This is a genomic window from Parasedimentitalea nitratireducens, assembly GCF_057444295.1.
Genome location: NZ_JBYAXC010000006.1, coordinates 1 through 18779 on the forward strand (window position 1 = coordinate 1; position 18779 = coordinate 18779).

17 protein-coding genes and 1 tRNA gene are annotated in these 18779 nt (G+C 54.5%); 11 read left to right on the forward strand and 7 right to left on the reverse strand.

Annotated features, from left to right (window positions below; all coding sequences use genetic code 11):
* Positions 1–290: 290 nt before the first annotated feature.
* Positions 291–995: a hypothetical protein gene (locus AC2T28_RS16710; protein WP_486749779.1), complete on the reverse strand. Its 705-nt coding sequence runs from the start codon at positions 993–995 to the stop codon at positions 291–293.
* Between the two features lie 553 nt (positions 996–1548).
* Positions 1549–2463, reverse strand: a complete 915-nt coding sequence (locus AC2T28_RS16715; RefSeq protein WP_486749780.1) for a LysR substrate-binding domain-containing protein — start codon at positions 2461–2463, stop codon at positions 1549–1551.
* A gap of 115 nt (positions 2464–2578) precedes the next feature.
* On the opposite strand from AC2T28_RS16715, the gene AC2T28_RS16720 reads away from it, so the two are divergent.
* The 4 genes from AC2T28_RS16720 to AC2T28_RS16735 all read left to right on the forward strand — a co-directional run bounded on the left by AC2T28_RS16720 (position 2579) and on the right by AC2T28_RS16735 (position 5217).
* Positions 2579–3445: a pirin family protein gene (locus tag AC2T28_RS16720; RefSeq protein ID WP_486749781.1), complete on the forward strand. Its 867-nt coding sequence runs from the start codon at positions 2579–2581 to the stop codon at positions 3443–3445.
* A 153-nt stretch (positions 3446–3598) separates the two neighbouring features.
* Complete coding sequence (locus tag AC2T28_RS16725) at positions 3599–4138, forward strand: NADPH-dependent FMN reductase (protein ID WP_486749782.1); 540 nt, start codon at positions 3599–3601, stop codon at positions 4136–4138.
* Position 4139: 1 nt separating this feature from the next.
* Complete coding sequence (locus tag AC2T28_RS16730; protein WP_486749783.1) at positions 4140–4385, forward strand: DUF2798 domain-containing protein; 246 nt, start codon at positions 4140–4142, stop codon at positions 4383–4385.
* Positions 4386–4593: 208 nt separating this feature from the next.
* Positions 4594–5217 (forward strand): DUF4386 domain-containing protein, encoded by a 624-nt coding sequence (locus tag AC2T28_RS16735; RefSeq protein WP_486749784.1) that lies wholly within the window; start codon positions 4594–4596, stop codon positions 5215–5217.
* A 1293-nt stretch (positions 5218–6510) separates the two neighbouring features.
* On the opposite strand, the gene AC2T28_RS16740 is transcribed toward AC2T28_RS16735, so the two are convergent.
* A tRNA-Leu gene (locus tag AC2T28_RS16740) sits at positions 6511–6597 on the reverse strand.
* 158 nt (positions 6598–6755) lie between these two features.
* On the opposite strand from AC2T28_RS16740, the gene AC2T28_RS16745 reads away from it, so the two are divergent.
* Both AC2T28_RS16745 and lipB read left to right on the forward strand, forming a co-directional pair.
* Entirely contained in the window at positions 6756–7421 is a 666-nt protein-coding gene (locus AC2T28_RS16745; protein WP_486749785.1) for a DsbA family oxidoreductase, read from the forward strand.
* Positions 7422–7424: 3 nt separating this feature from the next.
* On the forward strand, positions 7425–8102 hold the full coding sequence (lipB, locus tag AC2T28_RS16750; RefSeq protein WP_486749786.1) for a lipoyl(octanoyl) transferase LipB: 678 nt from the start codon (positions 7425–7427) through the stop codon (positions 8100–8102).
* Here lipB and AC2T28_RS16755 read toward each other — a convergent pair.
* Both AC2T28_RS16755 and AC2T28_RS16760 read right to left on the reverse strand, forming a co-directional pair.
* The gene (locus AC2T28_RS16755; RefSeq protein ID WP_486749787.1) at positions 8099–9811 is read right to left on the reverse strand and encodes an alpha/beta fold hydrolase; all 1713 of its coding nucleotides are present in this window, start codon (positions 9809–9811) and stop codon (positions 8099–8101) included. The genes lipB and AC2T28_RS16755 overlap by 4 nt on opposite strands.
* Before the next feature lie 276 nt (positions 9812–10087).
* Positions 10088–10510, reverse strand: coding sequence for an HIT family protein (locus tag AC2T28_RS16760; RefSeq protein WP_486749788.1), 423 nt, complete (start codon positions 10508–10510; stop codon positions 10088–10090).
* Positions 10511–10825: 315 nt separating this feature from the next.
* Here AC2T28_RS16760 and ctaD point away from each other — a divergent pair, with 315 nt between their 5' ends.
* From ctaD to AC2T28_RS16775, 3 genes are all read left to right on the forward strand, one after another.
* On the forward strand, positions 10826–12499 hold the full coding sequence (gene ctaD / locus AC2T28_RS16765) for a cytochrome c oxidase subunit I (protein ID WP_486749789.1): 1674 nt from the start codon (positions 10826–10828) through the stop codon (positions 12497–12499).
* 145 nt (positions 12500–12644) lie between these two features.
* Entirely contained in the window at positions 12645–13145 is a 501-nt protein-coding gene (locus AC2T28_RS16770) for a DUF2244 domain-containing protein (RefSeq protein ID WP_486749790.1), read from the forward strand.
* 201 nt (positions 13146–13346) lie between these two features.
* Positions 13347–14099, forward strand: a complete 753-nt coding sequence (locus AC2T28_RS16775; RefSeq protein WP_486749791.1) for a prephenate dehydrogenase/arogenate dehydrogenase family protein — start codon at positions 13347–13349, stop codon at positions 14097–14099.
* Positions 14100–14210: 111 nt separating this feature from the next.
* Here AC2T28_RS16775 and AC2T28_RS16780 read toward each other — a convergent pair whose 3' ends face one another.
* Complete coding sequence (locus AC2T28_RS16780) at positions 14211–14684, reverse strand: GatB/YqeY domain-containing protein (RefSeq protein ID WP_486749792.1); 474 nt, start codon at positions 14682–14684, stop codon at positions 14211–14213.
* A gap of 184 nt (positions 14685–14868) precedes the next feature.
* Here AC2T28_RS16780 and carA point away from each other — a divergent pair, with 184 nt between their 5' ends.
* Entirely contained in the window at positions 14869–16038 is a 1170-nt protein-coding gene (gene carA / locus AC2T28_RS16785; protein WP_486749793.1) for a glutamine-hydrolyzing carbamoyl-phosphate synthase small subunit, read from the forward strand.
* A gap of 99 nt (positions 16039–16137) precedes the next feature.
* Positions 16138–18030: a glycosyltransferase gene (locus AC2T28_RS16790; protein WP_486749794.1), complete on the forward strand. Its 1893-nt coding sequence runs from the start codon at positions 16138–16140 to the stop codon at positions 18028–18030.
* Between the two features lie 3 nt (positions 18031–18033).
* Here AC2T28_RS16790 and AC2T28_RS16795 read toward each other — a convergent pair whose 3' ends face one another.
* Complete coding sequence (locus tag AC2T28_RS16795; RefSeq protein ID WP_486749795.1) at positions 18034–18684, reverse strand: GntR family transcriptional regulator; 651 nt, start codon at positions 18682–18684, stop codon at positions 18034–18036.
* Positions 18685–18779: the final 95 nt, after the last annotated feature.

Below are 18779 nucleotides of genomic sequence, written 5' to 3' on the forward strand. Positions count from 1 at the left end.
AATCAAACCAACCAGATGAGCCAAACTTTCTCTTAGTTTAGGCTGCCTTTGGACCCAAAAACTCTGCCGACGCACACAATCAACCAAGTTCGGTATTGATATAGCACCTGATCCGCGTACGATGCTGCCGCCCCCAAAAAGATGACGGCTCCCACCACGATGGCTTGAATGAATTTCATGAAGAATGTCCTTCAAAACTAAAACCGAGGCAACCAAATATGCGTCGGATTTTATCGTGCGCCTGAACTGCCCCGAAGGCTCCATTTCTCAGAAAGCCTGAAACTGACCAGCTACCCTTCATAGATGTAAGTGGTTTGATTACATACGTTCTGCTCGGCTTGACTTTGAGCCCTAATTTGCTCCAAGAAGTCTTCTTCGTTTTCGAACTTGAGATCGAAGTTGATCAGTTGTGCCCCATTCTCTTTCCGAGGCATTGCAGCTGACAGGATAGAAACAACGGTTTCCTCGGCGTTTTCAAGAACGCCAGCTTGATACAAAATTCTATCTTGGATGCAGGACACCATCTCACTCTGCTTTTGCCTAGCAAGGGGGAAAAGGTTCTCTTCTTCCTTGAAACCGACGATACGGCTCAGAACTTTCTCGGTAGTAGACCCACTCACATTGAAGTGCTCTAGGATTTCAAGCGGTGGGATGACCCCCTTAATTGTGACTTCTCTGGAACCAAGTAGATGGTCCTCGTTCAAAACGGTCCCAATACCTTCGAGCTTTTCCCAGTCAAAATTTGTGAAATCTACGCCAATCAGAGTCTTCGAAGTCGATTGAAGCATTGCAACTGCGTTGTTGCCGCTGGCGCGCTCCTTCATAGCAATGATTGTATTGCCAGACGAAACATCCGCAGTTCTAAGAATCTCTTTGTATTGTGGCGCCTCGATTTGCACTTGAGGTGGAACTGGATGTGTATTCTTATTGAAGTAAATATAGCCCCCTATTGCGCCGATAATCAGACAAACCAATATTATTAGCACCCGGTCCATTAGAGATCCTTCGCACTTGTTTAAAGCTAAGAAATTACTCAACCTATAGCATGTGTAACCTTTGCAAACAACAACCGAACATAAGGTCGCTTTGTTTGCCGAATCAGCTTCTGTTTTGACGGTTAGGATAACCTTGCAGCCTTGGACTTAGGCCGCAGCTCGTGTTGGGATACTGGCCTCGACACATTAGCAAGGCTGGACCGTTCTCAGTCGACGTTCCAAAAGCGGCCCTTGCAACAAGTCGGTTGGTAGGATGTCCGTTTCGGGCTGAGAACCGTCACCTAGGCTATTGGAAAAACACGTGTTTTCGCCGCACACGTGTTGCCGCATCGCCGCAAGGCAGCTTTGAGCCCTCTCTCCCGATATTCTGTAACGCAGCAAAAGTCCGCTTCCGGGAAAGCGAAATTTGAAGCGCTGCAGAGCCGGCCCAAACCTGCAATCAATTGAACCGCTGATCGCGCGGTGCGGCGTTTTCTCACCTGCTGTTCGTGCATCGCGTAGCATTTTCTAGAGCCAACGAGGAATTCGCCCAGTTGGTTGGATCGAAAACACTCTAAAAGCCGCTTACACCGTTCATGACATCCGGCAGTTCGCGGCGTAGAAACGCGGCAAGGGCGTCGACCTGTGGTGGGTTACCCCTCCGCCCGTGCATCAACAGGCTGATCTCCGGCAAACCGGCATTCCATTCCGGCAAGAGACGGCTCAGCCGCCCTGCGGCGACGTCCTCGGTACAGGTGTAAACTGGCAGGGCCACCACACCGAGCCCGGCCGCTGCCGCCAGTTTCAACATGACCATGTCATCGCTGCGCATGCGCGTTGCAAAGGGAACCGAGGCGTTGGCCCCGTCCGGCCCCTGTAACGACCAGCTGTTGCCGCCGGGCCGCCAGCCAAGCGTTAGCCCGGGCAAACCGTCGAGATCAGCAGGTGAGCCCGATTGACCGATTTGTTTCGCAATGCTGGGTGAGCCGAACAGGTGCCAGGGAACTTCGGTAAGCCGCCGGTGGATCAGTCCCGAGTCGGGGAGCAACTTGGAATGCCCCCGGATGGCGAGATCGATGCCATCGCTGATCAGATCGGAGAAGTCGTTGGACGCCTGTATTTGCAGAATGACGCGAGGGTTCTCAGCCAGGAAACGCGGTAGAATCCGGCCAAGCGCGAACTGCGCAACCCCGACTGAACAGGACAGTGTGACGGTGCCCTCTAGCGCGTCCTTATCTCTACGCACCGCCGTTTCTGCGGCCGCCATGCATTCCAGCGCCATCTTGGCATGACGATAGTAGGCCTCGCCCGCCTCCGTCAGGGACATGCGTCTTGAATCCCGGTTCAAGAGCCGTGTGCCAAGGGTTTCTTCCAGGGCCTTCACCTGCCGGCTGATCCGCGATTTGGGAATACCCAGCGTTCGCGCTGCCGCCGAGAACCCGTGCTTATCAACGACATGCACTAGATAGTAGGCTTGATTGAGGTCCAAGGTCTGGTCTTCTTCTTTTGATTCCGTCCCAAATATAGAACGAAGAGTTCTGAAATCAACGGATTTTCCGGTTATCGTCCCGAGTGTAGGTTCATATTCAACACAGGAGACGAATATGACCGTTCAATACGCAGATCAAACCCACATGTCCCAAGCCGCGATCATCAGGTCCCAACAAGGCGAGAGTATGACTCGAGGCGACGGCTTCGAAGCACTCAGCTTCGTCCACCGTCAGCTCGACGGGCTGATGGACCCGCTGATCATGGTCGATCACTTCACCATGACAGAACCGACCTTCGGAGCCCATGCCCACGCTGGCATATCGGCGGTGAGCGTGCTCTTCGAGGACAGCACCGGCAGTTTTCGCAACAGGGATTCTCTGGGCAACGACATCGAACTGGCCCCGGGCGATCTTTATTGGCTGAATGCCGCCCGCGGCGCAGTGCACGACGAGGCGCCCACCCCGGGTTCACGCACTCATGCGTTGCAGATCTTTGTCAACTTGCCGACAGCCCAAAAGCTCGACGAGCCCAGCGCACGACATGTGCCCGCCGCAGAGATGCCTGTGATCGAAAATTCGGGCCATCGGGTAAGGGTGATGACCGGCAAAAGCAATGGCGTCGTCGGCGCCACCCCGCCCGCTTTGCCCTTCACCATCCTCGATATTTCTCTGCAGGCAAGCGGCAGCTTCATCCATCGCCCCGATCCCGGAGACGCCGCCTGGCTGCACGTCATCCGCGGTGAGATCGAGGCCGAGATCGACGGCGTCCGCCATCGGCTCAGCACTGACGCAGCGCTGGCCACCCACGGCGCCGACGAAATCCGGTTGCTGAGCGGTGAAGGGGGGCAAGCTGTGCTCCTGTCCGGTGCCCCCCTGCGCGAGCCCTTTGTGCAAAAGGGCCCTTTCGCGATGCGTGACGTCGACCAACTGGCCGCGGTGATTGCCGCCCATGCGGCTGGCGAATTGGGCGCCATCGACTGAGCCACCGTCCGTGAGTCGCTCTGGCCTGAAACGCCAGACGACCACTTCGGTCAAAAAATCAAGAATTGGCCTGCCTTGATCCCCGACCAATGCCGGTGCGGTCCAAGGGCAGGAAAACTTTGAAAACCTATGAAACGGAAATTGGAGAAACCCATGAAAATCCTGACATTCGGTGCAAGCAACACCAAGAACTCCATCAACAAAGCGCTCGCGCGGTTTACCGCGACGCTGGTCCCCGGCGCTGAGGTCGAGGTACTCGACCTGAGTGACTACGATCTGCCGATCTTTAGCGAAGATCTGGAGAAAGAGATCGGTCAACACCCGACGGCCAAGACGTTTTTCGAGAAGATCGGCGCAGCCGACGGGGTGATCGTATCCTTCGCGGAACACAATGGATCCTATACCGCTGCCTACAAGAACCTCTTCGACTGGGCGAGCCGGATTGATCAGAAAGTGTTTCAGGACAAGCCAACGGTCTACCTTTCGACCTCACCTGGGCCCGGGGGCGCAGCAAGCGTGCTGGCTTCCGCAAAAGGCTCGGCCCAGTTTTTCGGGGTGGACCTGAAGGCGGCTGTTTCCGTTCCCAGCTTTTACGATGTCTTTGATGCCGAAACCGGGCGCATCAATGAACAGAACGTGTTGGCAGACCTGACCGCCGCGGCCAAGACCTTGGCCCTGAGAGAGGCCGCTTGATATGATACGTCATGCGCGGCTACAGCGGTTCTCAGGCTCATTGGTCATGTCGTCTTTCATGTCCATGGCTCTGTCGGGGGTGTTTAGCCTCCTGGAGTTCGGAATCTCGTGGTCGTGGCTGCAAGCCTGGGGGCAAAGCATCCTGATTGCACTGCCGATCGCATTCTCGCTGGATATGATTTTCGGAGACAGACTCCGATTTCTGTCGGGCAAACTGGCGGACAAGGCCGCAAGCGTTTGGCTCTGAAAGCTGACGCTCGCGAGGCCGATGGCCTCTCCACTCCTCTCACACCGGCGTAACGCGAACCAGTCACCCGTTTCGAGCGCGACCAACAGAACTCAATCAAAGGGAACATTTCGTGAGGCACCACCTTTCCCGATCCGAGCCGTCCACGACGCGTTTCGCCGGACTGTTCTAACTTGTCACCATCGTCCTCGGCACCAGCTCTGAACTTGTGCTGCGTGCTCCCCTGATCAACCTGTCGAACGCGGAGGGCGCGGCCGTTTCTATCCTTGCTGCCACGGGCAGCTTTCGGGCTTCGCTTGCCGCAGATCTGATCATGGGGCTGGCCGATGCCGGGCTCGCGGTGCTGCTCTTCGTGCTGTTCAGGCCCGTCGCGCCAACACTGGCCCTGGCCGCGATGGTTTTCCGGCTTGTGCAGTCGGTGCTCATCGGCGCCAACCTGATAAACCTGCAGGCCGCTGTCCTGCTCATCACCGGCGGGCAAGACATCTCGGCGTTCGCTCCCGGTCAGGCCGATGCAATAGCAGCACTGTTTATAAACATGCACGGGCATGGCTACGACTTGGGGCTGGTGTTCTTCGGCCTAAACAGCCTGATGACCGGCGTCATGATCGGGCGCTTTGGTTTCATGCCGAAGATCTTAGGCGCCGAAATTGATGCGGCAGGGCTGGTCTACCTGTTTGGGTCCACTCTTCGGTTCTTCGCACCTGAGCTTTCACCCGCGCTCGCACCGGCTTACGGCCTGACCGCGCTGGCTGAAACGGCCGTCTGTGTTCCTCCGTATTGCCGAAGGTTTTGCAGGGCATACTGCGGTACTCGCCCTATTTCACCATGACGCTGAGGCGACCGGCCGGACACGCGGCAGCGCAAAACCGCCGCAAACTGGTCCAGCCTCATCGCTTCACCACATTGCCCTCAGCCTGCCATGGGATGAACTGGAGGCGGTTATTGCCTGGTATGAGGAGCTTGGGCGCGACTACAAAGTCGGGAATTTTGAATGGGTTGGCTGGCGGGGCGTTTTCACCTTCGACCCCGACGGCAACACTGTTGAACTTGTCGCCAAAACCCGGACTGGGCCGACCCTTCCGATCTATCTTCCGAGACATCCGAGTAGCGAACCCATTGGAAAAGCGGTCATTGGTTGAGCACTCTGCAACGTCAGCTTCGTCCGCATTTCTGCCGCTGATGCTTAATGCAGCGAAAGTCCGGTCCGCCCCTTCGTGAGGGATCCAGCACAACACACAGTGATCGCGGAAGTGCTATCAGCCTACCTTGTGACTGTTGACGAATACCGCTTCTCGCAGGAAAGTACTGCTAGAATAACGGAGAACGTTACCAACAAGCGAGCTCTGCGTATGAAGCCCCGGTCTTCTAATAAGTCCTTCTGAGACCTACCATTTACTGAAGTCAATTCGCGGAACACCCATTTGAGCAGCGTACAAACATTGATACTAGATAGTCTTTTGCAACGAACCAGGCATTCAGATACTTGGAAACTCTCAGTCGTTTTGGCCGGGATCTAGTCTGCGCTCCGCCCAAATTGAACTGCCGTCGTCGCCTCGCATCAATTCGATCAGAACGCGCCCATCATGATTTTTCGTTCGTGGTTTGTCAGGAGCAATCATGTTGTGCCTTCGAGCGAGCATGGTGCCGCACACGCATTTTGGCGAGCTGTGCCCGAACATAACTAGCCATTTGGATAAGAAATTTCTAATCATGAATCGTGAACCACTAGGAATCGTCAGTTTGATCAAGTGTATCGACAGGTAGGGAAATTTCGAAGGTGTTTGTGAAGTCGGCTGATCACATCAGGTATTGACCTGCTGCATTCATTACCTTGTCGAAGTTACAGGCACACCTATAGAACATGCATACTGACTTCGCCTGAACTTAGAAGGCGTTGATCGGAACACTGGAAGCGATCAATAATCACGTTCCCAAAGTAGTTCGGTTTTGGATGTCACAAGGCCCATTCACCGCTCGAAATAGGCGCGAGCCCAGGGTTTCCCTTAGCGAAAATACTGTGCCGCTTTGTTCTATTCTATTCCCAAAAAATTGGGGAATATTCGGGGAAAGAACCCCGCCCGCCAAGACAACGCATTGATTACATATAAACTCTGTGAAAAAATGGTGCGGTCGAGAAGACTCGAACTTCCACGGGTGTTACCCCACAGCGACCTCAACGCTGCGCGTCTACCAATTCCGCCACGACCGCACTGTCTAGGCTTGGTAGGGCGCGATATAGACGAGGGGTGAGAGCTTGTGAAGAGCAAAAACGCTGCCTTTTTCATTCTGGTTGATCCGCGCGGGAAATCCCTTATGTCTCAAACAACTCAGCAGGTCCCCTGACCTGCCACTAAAGGATAAAGAACCATGACAGACACTGCTGCCTCGCGCGTCGTACAGGTCGACATCATATCGGATGTTGTTTGCCCCTGGTGTGTTGTTGGGTTTCGCCAGTTATCTGACGCCTTGAAGCAAACAGGCATGAAGGCAGCCTTGCGCTGGCATCCCTTTGAGCTGAACCCGGACATGGCGCCCGAGGGTGAAAACCTGCGCGAGCATCTGATGGCGAAATATGGAATCAGCAAAGAGCAATCCGTTGACGCCCGGCAAAGGCTGACAGATTTAGGAGCCTCGCTCGGGTTTGCGTTTAACTTCACTGACGAGATGCGGATGGTGAACACATTCCAGGCGCATCAGTTGTTGGACTGGGCGTTTGAAAAGGAACTGCAGACGCAGTTGAAGCAGATCTTGTTTGTGATGTACTTCAGCAAAGGCAAGGACGTTTCCGACACCGATGTGCTTATTGCTGCGTCGAAAGAGGCCGGACTGGATGTTGATGAGGCACGTGACGTTCTGAACTCCGGTCGCTATGCGGACGAAGTGCGCAAGAAGCAGGGGTTTTGGACCAAACAGGGTGTAACCGGGGTACCTGCGATGATTTTCGACAAGCAATATCTGGTCAGCGGCGCACAAGGGGCGGCGCAATACGCGGAGATCCTTCAAAAGGTTGCCAGCGGCAAGGTTGAGGTCTGAGACATGGTTGAGTGGATTGCCAGTGACGGGCTGACCGATTATGACGCCGCTGTGGAGTTCATGGAGGCGCGCGCGGCCGCAATTGCGGCCGGAGAGGCGGATGAATGCATCTGGTTGGTCGAGCACCCTCCCCTGTATACTGCGGGCACATCAGCAAAGCGCGAGGATTTGACCGATCCCGGCCGGTTCCCAGTTTACGATAGCAAACGCGGTGGCCAGTATACCTATCACGGGCCAGGTCAGCGGGTAGTCTATGTCATGCTGGATGTGGGTAAACGTGGCCACGATGTCCGCAAGTTTGTGAAACAGTTGGAGGAGTGGGTGATCGAAACGCTGAATCAGTTCAACATCACCGGCCATATCCGCGAAGGCCGGGTTGGGGTCTGGGTTGAACGGGATGACAAACCGCTGACAGCTACCGGAACCAAGGCCGAAGACAAGATTGCCGCCATCGGCATTCGGCTACGTAAATGGATCAGCTTTCACGGTATCTCGATCAATCTTGAGCCCGACCTAGAGCACTTCGACGGCATTGTGCCCTGCGGAATCACCGAACACGGCGTTACCAGCCTGACTGATCTGGGCCTGCCGGTCAGCATGGATGACGTCGACATTGCCCTGCAACGCAGTTTTACAACGGTTTTTGGGTCAGACAGTGCCGTTGGCTCTGCAAGAAACTAGCCATCCGCAAGCTCTTCAAGCGCAGCCAAAACCAGTTCTGGCCGTGTGTACAGCAGCATTGACCCTGCACCGCGGCATAACCGGACCTGCACTCTATTTCGACTCGCCATCGTTTGCTGCAAACGCTGGGCAGACGTGACCTGATCTTGATCCCCGTGCAGATAGATCACCGGGGCTGAATTGCCATCAATGTGGCGTTGCCAATCATTCACGATCCAATAATAGTCGGCCATAAGCCCCGCGCTTTTCTGCTCAAGGATAAAGCGATTGCTTGCTCGCAAGAGGCCATGCAGCTCAGGGTCCTCAATCAAATCGCTTTCTTTGCATCCCTGGTCCGGCCGCTGCTTAAGTAAGGCCATTGGCCCGTTTTTCACAACATAGTGCTCCCAACGTTTTGCCACCAGCGGCATAAAGTTAGGACAATAAGTTGCAGTGACCGCCATCATGCGCTGATGCCCCCGCATCGCCGACAACTGACTAAGGTTCTGCACGGGAGCCATACCTGAAACGATCACGGCGCCTGACACTCTGTCGCGCAACCTGCGCGCTGCCACATGCGTAAAGGCGGCTCCTCCGCGGTGGCCTAACAGAATAGGACGCCGCAGGTTTTCCTGCTCTATTAACGCCTCCAGCTGGTTTATGAAGGTGTCAAAGCTACGCTCTGACGGTGCCACCGGCCCAGTTTTCCCGTAGCCGCTACGCAATGGCGCATAAACCCGGAAGCCCCGTTTTCTGAACTGCGATTGCAGCCGCTGTATGCCTGCAATGCCATCCAACAGTCCGTGCAAAAAAATTATCGGCTGCCCAGTTTCCGCACCCATCTTATGGAAATGTACTTGCTGACCATCATTCAAGAGCAACTGGCCTGCAGCTGGCATGGTGGTCCCGTTCGCAATTTGCTCATCTGAAACAACTTCAGCTATGAGAAAACAAAACAAGCGCACCATCTCTTCGAGGCTAGGTGCCCCGGTCTTGTCAAGAATTCCTTGCAGTTGCGCCTGAATACTTGCTTCACCGCCGCGGACTCGTTCTGCTAACTCTGATAAACTGCATCCGCCCAAATAGGCTTTCAGCAACTGGATCTCTTGTTTGTGCAGATCAAATGTCTTTGACAGCATCTCTTGGGCGCCGACTGTCCACTGAAAATCCAAGGGTTCCAGCATCAGCTTATATGTCGCTTGTAAACCCTGCCCACATTGGACGGTGCGGCACATCAGTTTACGGGTGCCACTAGAGGTCGCATAAATCTTCGGTATCGATACTCTAAACCAAGGTTGCTGCATGCAGGCTAAATGCTGCTCTAGGCGGGATTGCTCTTTTGCACCCAGCCACAACGCTTCGGCAACGCCATCTTCGGCATCTTGCAGTTGTTCTTGGGCAACGCGACTGGCACGATCCACCTTGCCCGAAGCGCCAAGCAGGATCCAAAATCGACTATTATCCTCAAAGAACTGCGCAGGTGTTGGGCTACCAGCCCGAATCCATTGCTGCTCTAGAATTTCCGCCGCCCGGGTGAAATGGTGCTGCAACTCAGAGGTAAATTGCGCACGCCGCCTATTTTCAATAGGTCGAACTTTATCAATACCACCTTGGGAATTGGTTGATGAACGCAAAAACTGATCGCTAAGCTCCGCCCGGATCACCGTCTCGTAGACCGCAGCAATGACATGATTATATGCCACGGTTTGCTTGGGTTGCTGACTTGTCACATCAAACCCCAACAGTTCCCGTATTTGAATCCACCGTTGCCCCCAATATCAAATTCCGATCTGACACCTGTAATTACCCCATCGCTTCGCGGGTTGCCGATTTAGCAAAACCAACGACTCATCTCAAAAACCCTCTGGGAATAAAATAGCAGCGCGATACTAGAAAGACTCACGCAATTAAACCCTGAGCTGTTTTCCACTCGCTCAATGCACTAAAAAATCACATCAGGTCAACTATCAAAAAAGTCGTTAATTACGCTTATTAATTTACGACGTTTAGAAATCAGAAATAGCTTTTCGGATTTTTTCGGCATTTTTGGAAATCACGTCCTGATCGCCCATTTGGCCTGGCGCCCCCAACGACACACCGGCATGCCTTGGAAGCACATGAACATGAAGATGAAAGACCTCTTGCCCACCAGCTTCTTCGTTGAACTGCTGTAGGGTTACCCCATCAGCATCGAAGGCGACCATTGCAGCATTTGACAACAGCTGAGCCGTTTTCATTACCGCCGCCAATTGGTCGGCAGTCGCATCAAGCACATTGCGGCACGGTGTTTTCGGAATAACCAACGCATGCCCATCGGCCCGTGGCATAATATCCATAAATGCTACTGTATCAGCGTCTTCGTATACTCGGGTTGCGGGGATCTCGTTGCGCAGAATTTTGGCAAAAATATTCTCTGGATCATAAGACATAATGTTTCCCCGCACGTTACTGGAATGTGTCCAGCACTTTTGAAGCTCAGGTCTACCGCCGTCAAGGTCGATGACGAACTAGGTCTTCATTTCCGAACTCATGCTCTGCGATCGCGTGTTCGACCGATAATAGCGACTTTGCTGTAGTGAAAGTCATCCGTTTTTCAACCTTAGCAAGGGGGGCGCGTCAATTTATCTTGATCCAGATCAAACTCCGCCATTGAAGGTACAGCCCCGCCACTCTAAAAACCCTATGAATCAAGGTGCCCAGAGTCCGCTCTCGGGGGCCTTTCGCTTTATAACAGGAGGCACCAAATGGCAGACGCAGCCATTCATGGTCACGATCACGAGGACGAGCGGGGGTTTTTCACCCGCTGGTTCATGAGTACGAACCATAAAGATATCGGTATTCTATACCTGATCGTTTCGGCGCTTGTCGGTCTGATCTCTGTCATCTTCACCGTTTACATGCGGCTTGAGCTGATGGATCCCGGCGTTCAGTACATGTGTGCCGAAGGCGCGCGTGTGTTTGCAGATGCCTCTACTGAGTGTACCCCGAACGGTCACCTTTGGAACGTGCTTGTAACGGCCCACGGCATCCTTATGATGTTTTTTGTGGTTATCCCGGCGCTGTTTGGTGGCTTTGGTAACTACTTCATGCCGCTGCAAATTGGCGCACCGGACATGGCCTTCCCTCGTTTGAACAACCTGTCTTTCTGGCTCTATGTTGCTGGTACGTCGCTGGCGGTTGCATCGGTTATGGCACCAGGTGGTAACGATCAGCTTGGTTCAGGCGTAGGCTGGGTTCTGTACCCACCACTGTCGACCAACGAAGGTGGTTACTCGATGGATCTAGCGATCTTCGCGGTGCACGTTTCCGGTGCCTCGTCGATCCTAGGTGCGATCAACATGATCACCACCTTCCTGAACATGCGTGCCCCTGGCATGACCCTGTTCAAGGTGCCACTGTTTAGCTGGTCGATCTTTGTCACTGCTTGGTTGATCCTGCTGTCGCTGCCTGTTCTGGCTGGCGCCATCACCATGCTGCTGATGGACCGTAACTTTGGTTTCACTTTCTTTGATGCTGCCGGTGGCGGTGATCCGATCCTGTATCAGCACATCCTGTGGTTCTTTGGTCACCCCGAAGTTTACATCGTGATCCTACCTGGCTTTGGTATCATCTCTCACGTTATCGCAACATTCTCGCGCAAGCCGGTTTTTGGCTACCTGCCAATGGTTTGGGCGATCATCGCGATTGGTGTTCTGGGCTTCGTCGTTTGGGCGCACCACATGTACACCGTCGGCATGTCGCTGAACCAACAGGCCTACTTCATGCTGGCCACCATGGTCATTGCGGTTCCAACTGGTGTTAAAGTGTTCTCGTGGATTGCCACCATGTGGGGCGGTTCGATTGAATTCAAAGCACCTATGATGTTTGCCTTTGGCTTCCTGTTCCTGTTCACCGTTGGTGGTGTAACTGGTGTGGTTCTGTCGCAGGCGGCTGTGGACCGGATGTATCACGACACGTACTACGTTGTGGCGCACTTCCACTACGTGATGTCCTTGGGTGCGGTCTTCGCTATCTTTGCTGGGGTTTACTATTACTTCGGCAAGATGACTGGCCGTCAGTACTCGGAAAAGCTGGCTCACCTGCACTTCTGGATGTTCTTCATCGGTGCAAACGTGACCTTCTTCCCGCAGCACTTCCTGGGTCGTCAGGGCATGCCACGTCGTTACATCGACTACCCCGAGGCATTTGCCTACTGGAACAAAATCTCATCGTATGGTGCGTTCCTCTCGTTTGCTTCGTTCCTGCTGTTCTTTGGTATCGTGATCTACGCCCTGCTGCGCGGTGCACGCATCACCCAGAACAACTACTGGAATGAATATGCTGACACGCTGGAGTGGACGCTGCCGACACCTCCACCAGAGCACACCTTTGAAATCCTGCCAAAACAGGAAGACTGGGACAAAGCTCCGTCGCACTAAGCTAGCGACTGCAACATTCAAAGGGCCTCGGAGCAAAAGCTCCGGGGCCCTTTTCCTTTGTGAGAACCTAGGTTGCAGTTTGGCTGCAGCATCATGCCTATACCTTTGGCTCGACAGCGCGGCGCCCGGACCTAGTGTATTCAGTATGCCTTATGACTGGATATCATCTGCATCTAACACCACCAAGGAACTGCACATATGGCCACACCAGTCCCTTCCGTTGCGGGGGTACGTAGGCATCCTTGCCATGGCCGCTGTCCTGATCTCTGTTCCTTTGGTACCCGTACTTGGTAGTGTAATCCTGTGGGGATTGCTGCCCTTCCTGTTGTTCAGCCTATTCGGACTCAAATGGGCCCTGGACCGAAACCGTCAGGACCAGCAAGTCCTAGAGGTTCTGACACTGGATACCCAGGACATCCACCTGATCCATCAAGCGCCTCGCCAGGAAATCCAGACTTGGGACTGCAATCGCTATTGGGTAACGGTGCATCTGCACAAGGACGATGGACCCGTACCGAACTACGTCACCCTGCAGGGCAATGGGCGCGAGGTTGAAATTGGAGCATTCCTGTCAGAGGACGAGCGCATCGCTCTTTATGACGAGATCAAATCATCACTGACGCCACAAAACCCCAGTTCTGATTGACCTCAGTCTCTCAGCTTTGACTTGCACACCGACATAGTGCTAACCGTCCTTCATGAATAACCAGATGCCCCCTCTTCTAAACAGCTATTACCCGCCCTTTTCATAACGGCGGTTTCTTCATCTATTCATTGTTCAACCGCCGCGTACCGGCGGTCAGAACACAGGAATTGGCACGGTTACGCGGCTCAGCGGAGCGCACCAATGCCACCCTCTTCGATCCACACTATTGGCCTGTTTGGCTTTGGCCAGTTTGGCCAACTGATTGCCCAACACCTGTCACCGCATTTTAGCATCACAGTGCACGACCCAGGTGTCAGCAGGCCGGAAACAACACCGCATCGCTTTGGTAACCTAACCGAAGCTGCTGGATGTGATCTGGTGATACTTGCAGTGCCGGTCTCTAGCATGGTGAAAACCTGCCAGGCCATTCGCCCTCACCTAAAGCCAGGGTGTGTGGTCATGGACGTCGGCTCGGTTAAGATGGCACCGGCGCAGGCCATGCTTCGTAATTTGCCGGACAATATCAACTTAGTCGGATCTCACCCTCTGTTTGGACCGCAAAGTGCGGGTCCTTCGCTTGCGGGGCGCAAGATTGCGATCTGTAACATCAGAGGGCGGGCGGATCGAATGGTTAGTGCTTTTTTGCGGCGTGTTCTGGGCCTCAAGGTCTATACGCTGACACCCGAAGACCACGACCGGGAGGCAGCCGTTACACAGGGCCTCACTCACCTAATTGCCAAGGTGCTCAGCCAGATGGACCCCCTACCTACCCGGATGACCACAGTCAGCTTTGATCTACTACTCGAAGCAACTGCCATGGTTCGCAACGACCCGCTCAATGTCTTTGCTGCCATTGAACAGGAAAACCCCTTTGCCGCTGAGGTTCGACAGGACTTTCTGACCCGGGTTGCCGATCTCGGCGCAAGCCTAAGTCATCCCCCTGCCGGGCCCTGAGGCAAGCCAAACAAAAAGGGCGGTCCGCAATCGACCGCCCCTTTTCCAATTTCAGTGTTTTTTGCCCCCAATACTCACGTCGGAGGCACGCGCCAGTGGCGCGTTCAATACTTAGCAATCGCCGCCCGAACAGAGCTGATCCTTGACCAACGGCCCCACTTTGCCAAAGTCCATTTGCCCGGTGTATTTGGCCTTGAGCGCGCCCATGACCTTGCCCATGTCGCGGATGGATCCGGCGCCTGTTTCGCTGACCGCGGTTCGAATTGCTTCTACAACCTCACTATCAGCGAGCTGCTTGGGCAGGAACTCTTCGATAATCTCAATCTCTTCCCGTTCGCGTTCGGCAAGGTCAAGTCGTCCACCTTCTTCATAAGCGCGCACGCTTTCGTTGCGCTGCTTGGTCATCTTGCTCAGAATCGCCAGCACATCTGCATCGGCAATAACGATCTCTTCGCCATTGCCCCGCGCGGCAATTTCCATGTCCTTGATGGCTGCATTGATCAGGCGCAATGTGGCCAGACGATCCGCCGCCCGATCTTTCATTGCTTGCTTCAGGGCCGAGTTGACCCGTGTACGCATATCCATTGTATAATCCATCCCCATGGCTTTGGAACCCGTAGCCTTACCCAATCCCTGACAAGTAGACAAGGCCGAGGAGTCTACCCTGACGTAGGGGCCAACTTTGCAAAGGCAACTTTCCAACGGGCTTGACCCGCCATTCCCCTGCCCTTAAACACCCGTGAATTTATCCCACATGGAGACTCGCGCAATGGCTGATACTGCCCCGTCCAAGCCCACCGCATGCCTGGCCCTGGCTGATGGCACCGTGTTCTACGGCGCCGGATTTGGTGCCACAGGACAGACCGTAGCCGAGCTCTGCTTCAACACAGCGATGACCGGTTATCAGGAAATCATGACCGACCCATCTTATGCGGGCCAGATCGTCACCTTTACCTTCCCGCACATCGGCAACACAGGCGTCACGCCCGAAGATGAAGAGACTGCCGATCCAGTCGCCGCTGGCATGGTGGTCAAATGGGACCCAACCCAATCCAGTAACTGGCGCGCTACCGAAGAGCTAAAATCATGGCTCGAGCGGACTGGACGCATCGCCATCGGTGGCATCGACACCCGCCGCCTGACCCGCGTGATTCGTCAGCAAGGTGTACCTCACGTAGCGCTTGCCCATGATCCCGATGGCAACTTTGATGTTGAAGCTTTGGTTGCCAAAGCCCGTGCCTGGTCCGGCCTAGAAGGTCTGGATCTGGCCAAAGAAGTCACCTGTGCACAAAGCTATCGCTGGGATGAAATGCGTTGGGCCTGGCCAGATGGCTACCCACGTCAGGAAGCCCCAAAGCATAAAGTGGTTGCCATCGACTATGGCGCCAAGCGCAACATCCTGCGCTGCCTGGCCTCGGCTGGCTGCGATGTGACGGTTCTGCCTGCGACAGCAACAGCCGAAGAAGTGCTGGCGCATAACCCTGACGGTGTATTTCTATCCAACGGCCCAGGTGATCCGGCGGCGACTGGCAAATATGCCGTGCCAATGATCAAGACCATCCTGGGCACCACCGACCTGCCGGTCTTTGGTATCTGTCTGGGCCACCAGATGCTGGCGCTGGCGCTGGGTGCCAAGACCATCAAGATGAACCACGGCCACCACGGTGCCAACCACCCGGTCAAAGAAAACGCCACTGGAAAGGTTGAAATCACCTCCATGAACCATGGCTTTGCAGTGGACGCTCAGACACTGCCCAAGGGTGTGGTTGAAACCCATGTGTCGCTGTTCGACGGCTCCAACTGTGGTATCCGCATTGCCGATCGCCCGGTTTATTCGGTACAGCACCACCCCGAGGCCAGCCCTGGCCCACAGGACAGCTTCTATCTGTTCGAGCGCTTTGCCGAAGCCATGGACGCTCACAAGTCGGTCGAGGCGTAAGCTCAAAGTAAAACACAGCCGGTGCTTTAACTTGGTTAACCGGCTGTTAACCCCCGCTCCTCACGCTTCTTGGTATGATTAGCGGCCTGCGGGGGTGTTATGCATGATCATTCGATACGGCGTTCAGTTGACCGACCAGGCAGACAGGCCAGTCGGAGGTGGCTTGGACGGTATCTGGTCGAGTCGCATGCGTTAAAAGACACCGATCTGTTGCGCGCGCTAGTACTGCAACGCCACCAAAACGCCCCGCTGGGCCATATTTTGATCAGCCAGGGGTGGGCCAGTGAAACTCAGGTTCTTGATGCGCTGTCCCGCCAACATGGGCTGCAACAAATCGATTTAGACAACCATGAGATCATCCCCAGTCTATTAAGGAAAAAGTCAGCCCAATTTTGGCTCAGGCACCGTGCGCTTCCTGTTTTGATGGCACGTCAACAACTGCTAATCGCAATCGCGCACCCTGAGCATTTCAGCGCACTGCAAGAAGCGTTGCAGGATGAATTCCCGCAGGTCAAACCGATCCTGGCAGCTGAACAACAGATCACTTCTGCTTTGACGTCGTATTTCCAAAGAGATCTAGCCTTAGAAGCCTCGGTTCTGGCTCCTCTTTATTTCAGTAGCCGCCATTTACAAAGCGCCCATCGCGCCTTGCTGACAGTTTTGTGCCTGGTGGCGGCCGTTGCACTGTCTCTTTACGCTCCAATCCTGTCTTTCACGTTTTTCTGTGTGCTCGCCTTTATATCTCTATCCCTTTTTATCGGTCTAAAGTTGGTTGGGTTTATTACAAGCCTGGCAAATGGAGGCCGGATCGGGCGTGAACAGCCGCTCCGTCAGCTACCCAACGGCCTTAAGCCGCTCCCACGCATTTCAATGCTTGTACCGCTGTATCGGGAAGCCAATGTCAGTACAGACCTGTTACGCCGCTTACAGAGCTTGTCCTACCCACGGGCGCTGCTTGAAGTGATCTTGGTCCTTGAACAACACGACCAAATCACACGCGAAGCCCTTACCCAGGCATCACTTCCCAGATGGATGCAGATTATCGAAGTTCCACAGCTTGGCGCTTTGCAGACCAAACCCCGCGCCATGAATTTTGCTCTTAATTTCTGTAATGGCGACATCATCGGTGTCTGGGATGCAGAAGATGCACCCGCCCCAAACCAACTAGAACATGTTGCCAGAGCGTTTGAACAGACCAGCACCGATGTCGCCTGTTTGCAGGGGGTACTGGATTACTACAATCCCCGAACGAACTGGTTATCTCGCTGTTTCACCTTGGAATATGCAAGCTGGTTTCGGATCGTTCTTCCGGGTTTGGCACGGCTGGGCTTGGTGGTGCCATTGGGTGGTACAACGCTTTTTGTAAAGCGTGATGTCCTAAGGAAATTGGGCGGTTGGGATGCCTATAACGTGACCGAGGATGCAGACCTAGGTGTCCGCCTGTGCCGCGCAGGATACCGGACCGAAATGATTTCCACGGCCACCCACGAAGAAGCCAACTGCCAAGTCTGGCCCTGGATCAGGCAGCGATCGCGCTGGCTCAAAGGATTTATGATGACTTATCTGGTCCATATGCGTCACCCAAGGCTGCTGTGGTCACAACTTGGATGGAGACAGTTTCTGGGGTTTCAGGCCTTTTTCCTGGGCACCGTTGGGCAGTTCCTGCTTGCGCCCTTTCTATGGTCGTTTTGGCTGATCCTTCTGGGCCTGCCCCATCCCAGCGCATCTTTGCTGCCGATGGGGCTGCTCTATTCGGCAGCGATGGCTTTGATGTTATTCGAGATCATTGGCATCACTCTGAGTGTCACTGCCGCCTTTGCCTCTAACAGACGCGGCCTTGCGCTGTGGGCGCCAACCATGATCTTCTACTTTCCGCTTGGTGCAATTGCGGCGATCAAAGCCCTACACGAACTGATCTGGCACCCGTTTTTCTGGGACAAAACCACTCACGGCATCAATGCACAGCCAACCGACAGCAACCAGCCCTCGTAGGTGTCAGTTCCCTCCGCGTTGACCGGCATCCTGTTTTAGGCGGGTCTTAAACGCGATCGAGATATGATCCTTCAGCGCCCCTCCTGCCGCGGCCTCGTCACGCTGTTCGATTGCTGTGACGATTTTCTTATGCTCGCTCTGAGCAATCTCTCCCCGCCCCTGCGCGGCAAGTGAGGTGGTGGCCATCAATGCCATAGTGCGATGCACCAGGTTCAACTGCTGAACCAGATAGCGGTTGTGCGAGGCCAGGTGGATTTGCTCATGGAACCGGCGGTTGGCTTTGGACAATGCAATCGGATCATTCACCAGCGCATCATCTGCGGTTACCATTTCGCGTAAAACGCTGATCTCTTCTTCTGTGGCATGGCGGGCTGCCAGTTTGGCCGCCAACCCCTCCAGCTCGCGCCGCACCACGTACAGCTCGGCCATCTGGTTGTGATCCAGCGAGGCCACGATCAGCGACCGCCCATCCCGCTCCAGCAGAGATTGGGTCTCAAGCCGCTGCAAAGCCTCGCGAATGGGTGTGCGCGATACACCAAAGCGTTCGGCCAGGTCACTTTCAACCAGCCGATCTCCGGGTTTATAAACGCCCACATCAATCGCTTCGAGGATCAGGCTGTAGGCATCGTTGGGGTTACTGCGACTTTGGCTCATGATCACTCTCGGTTGTGGGTTATGTTTGTCTACATGGCGCGTTGCCCTGCAATCAAGCCTGTAGCGCATCTGCGAAACAAATCATTTACCCCCGC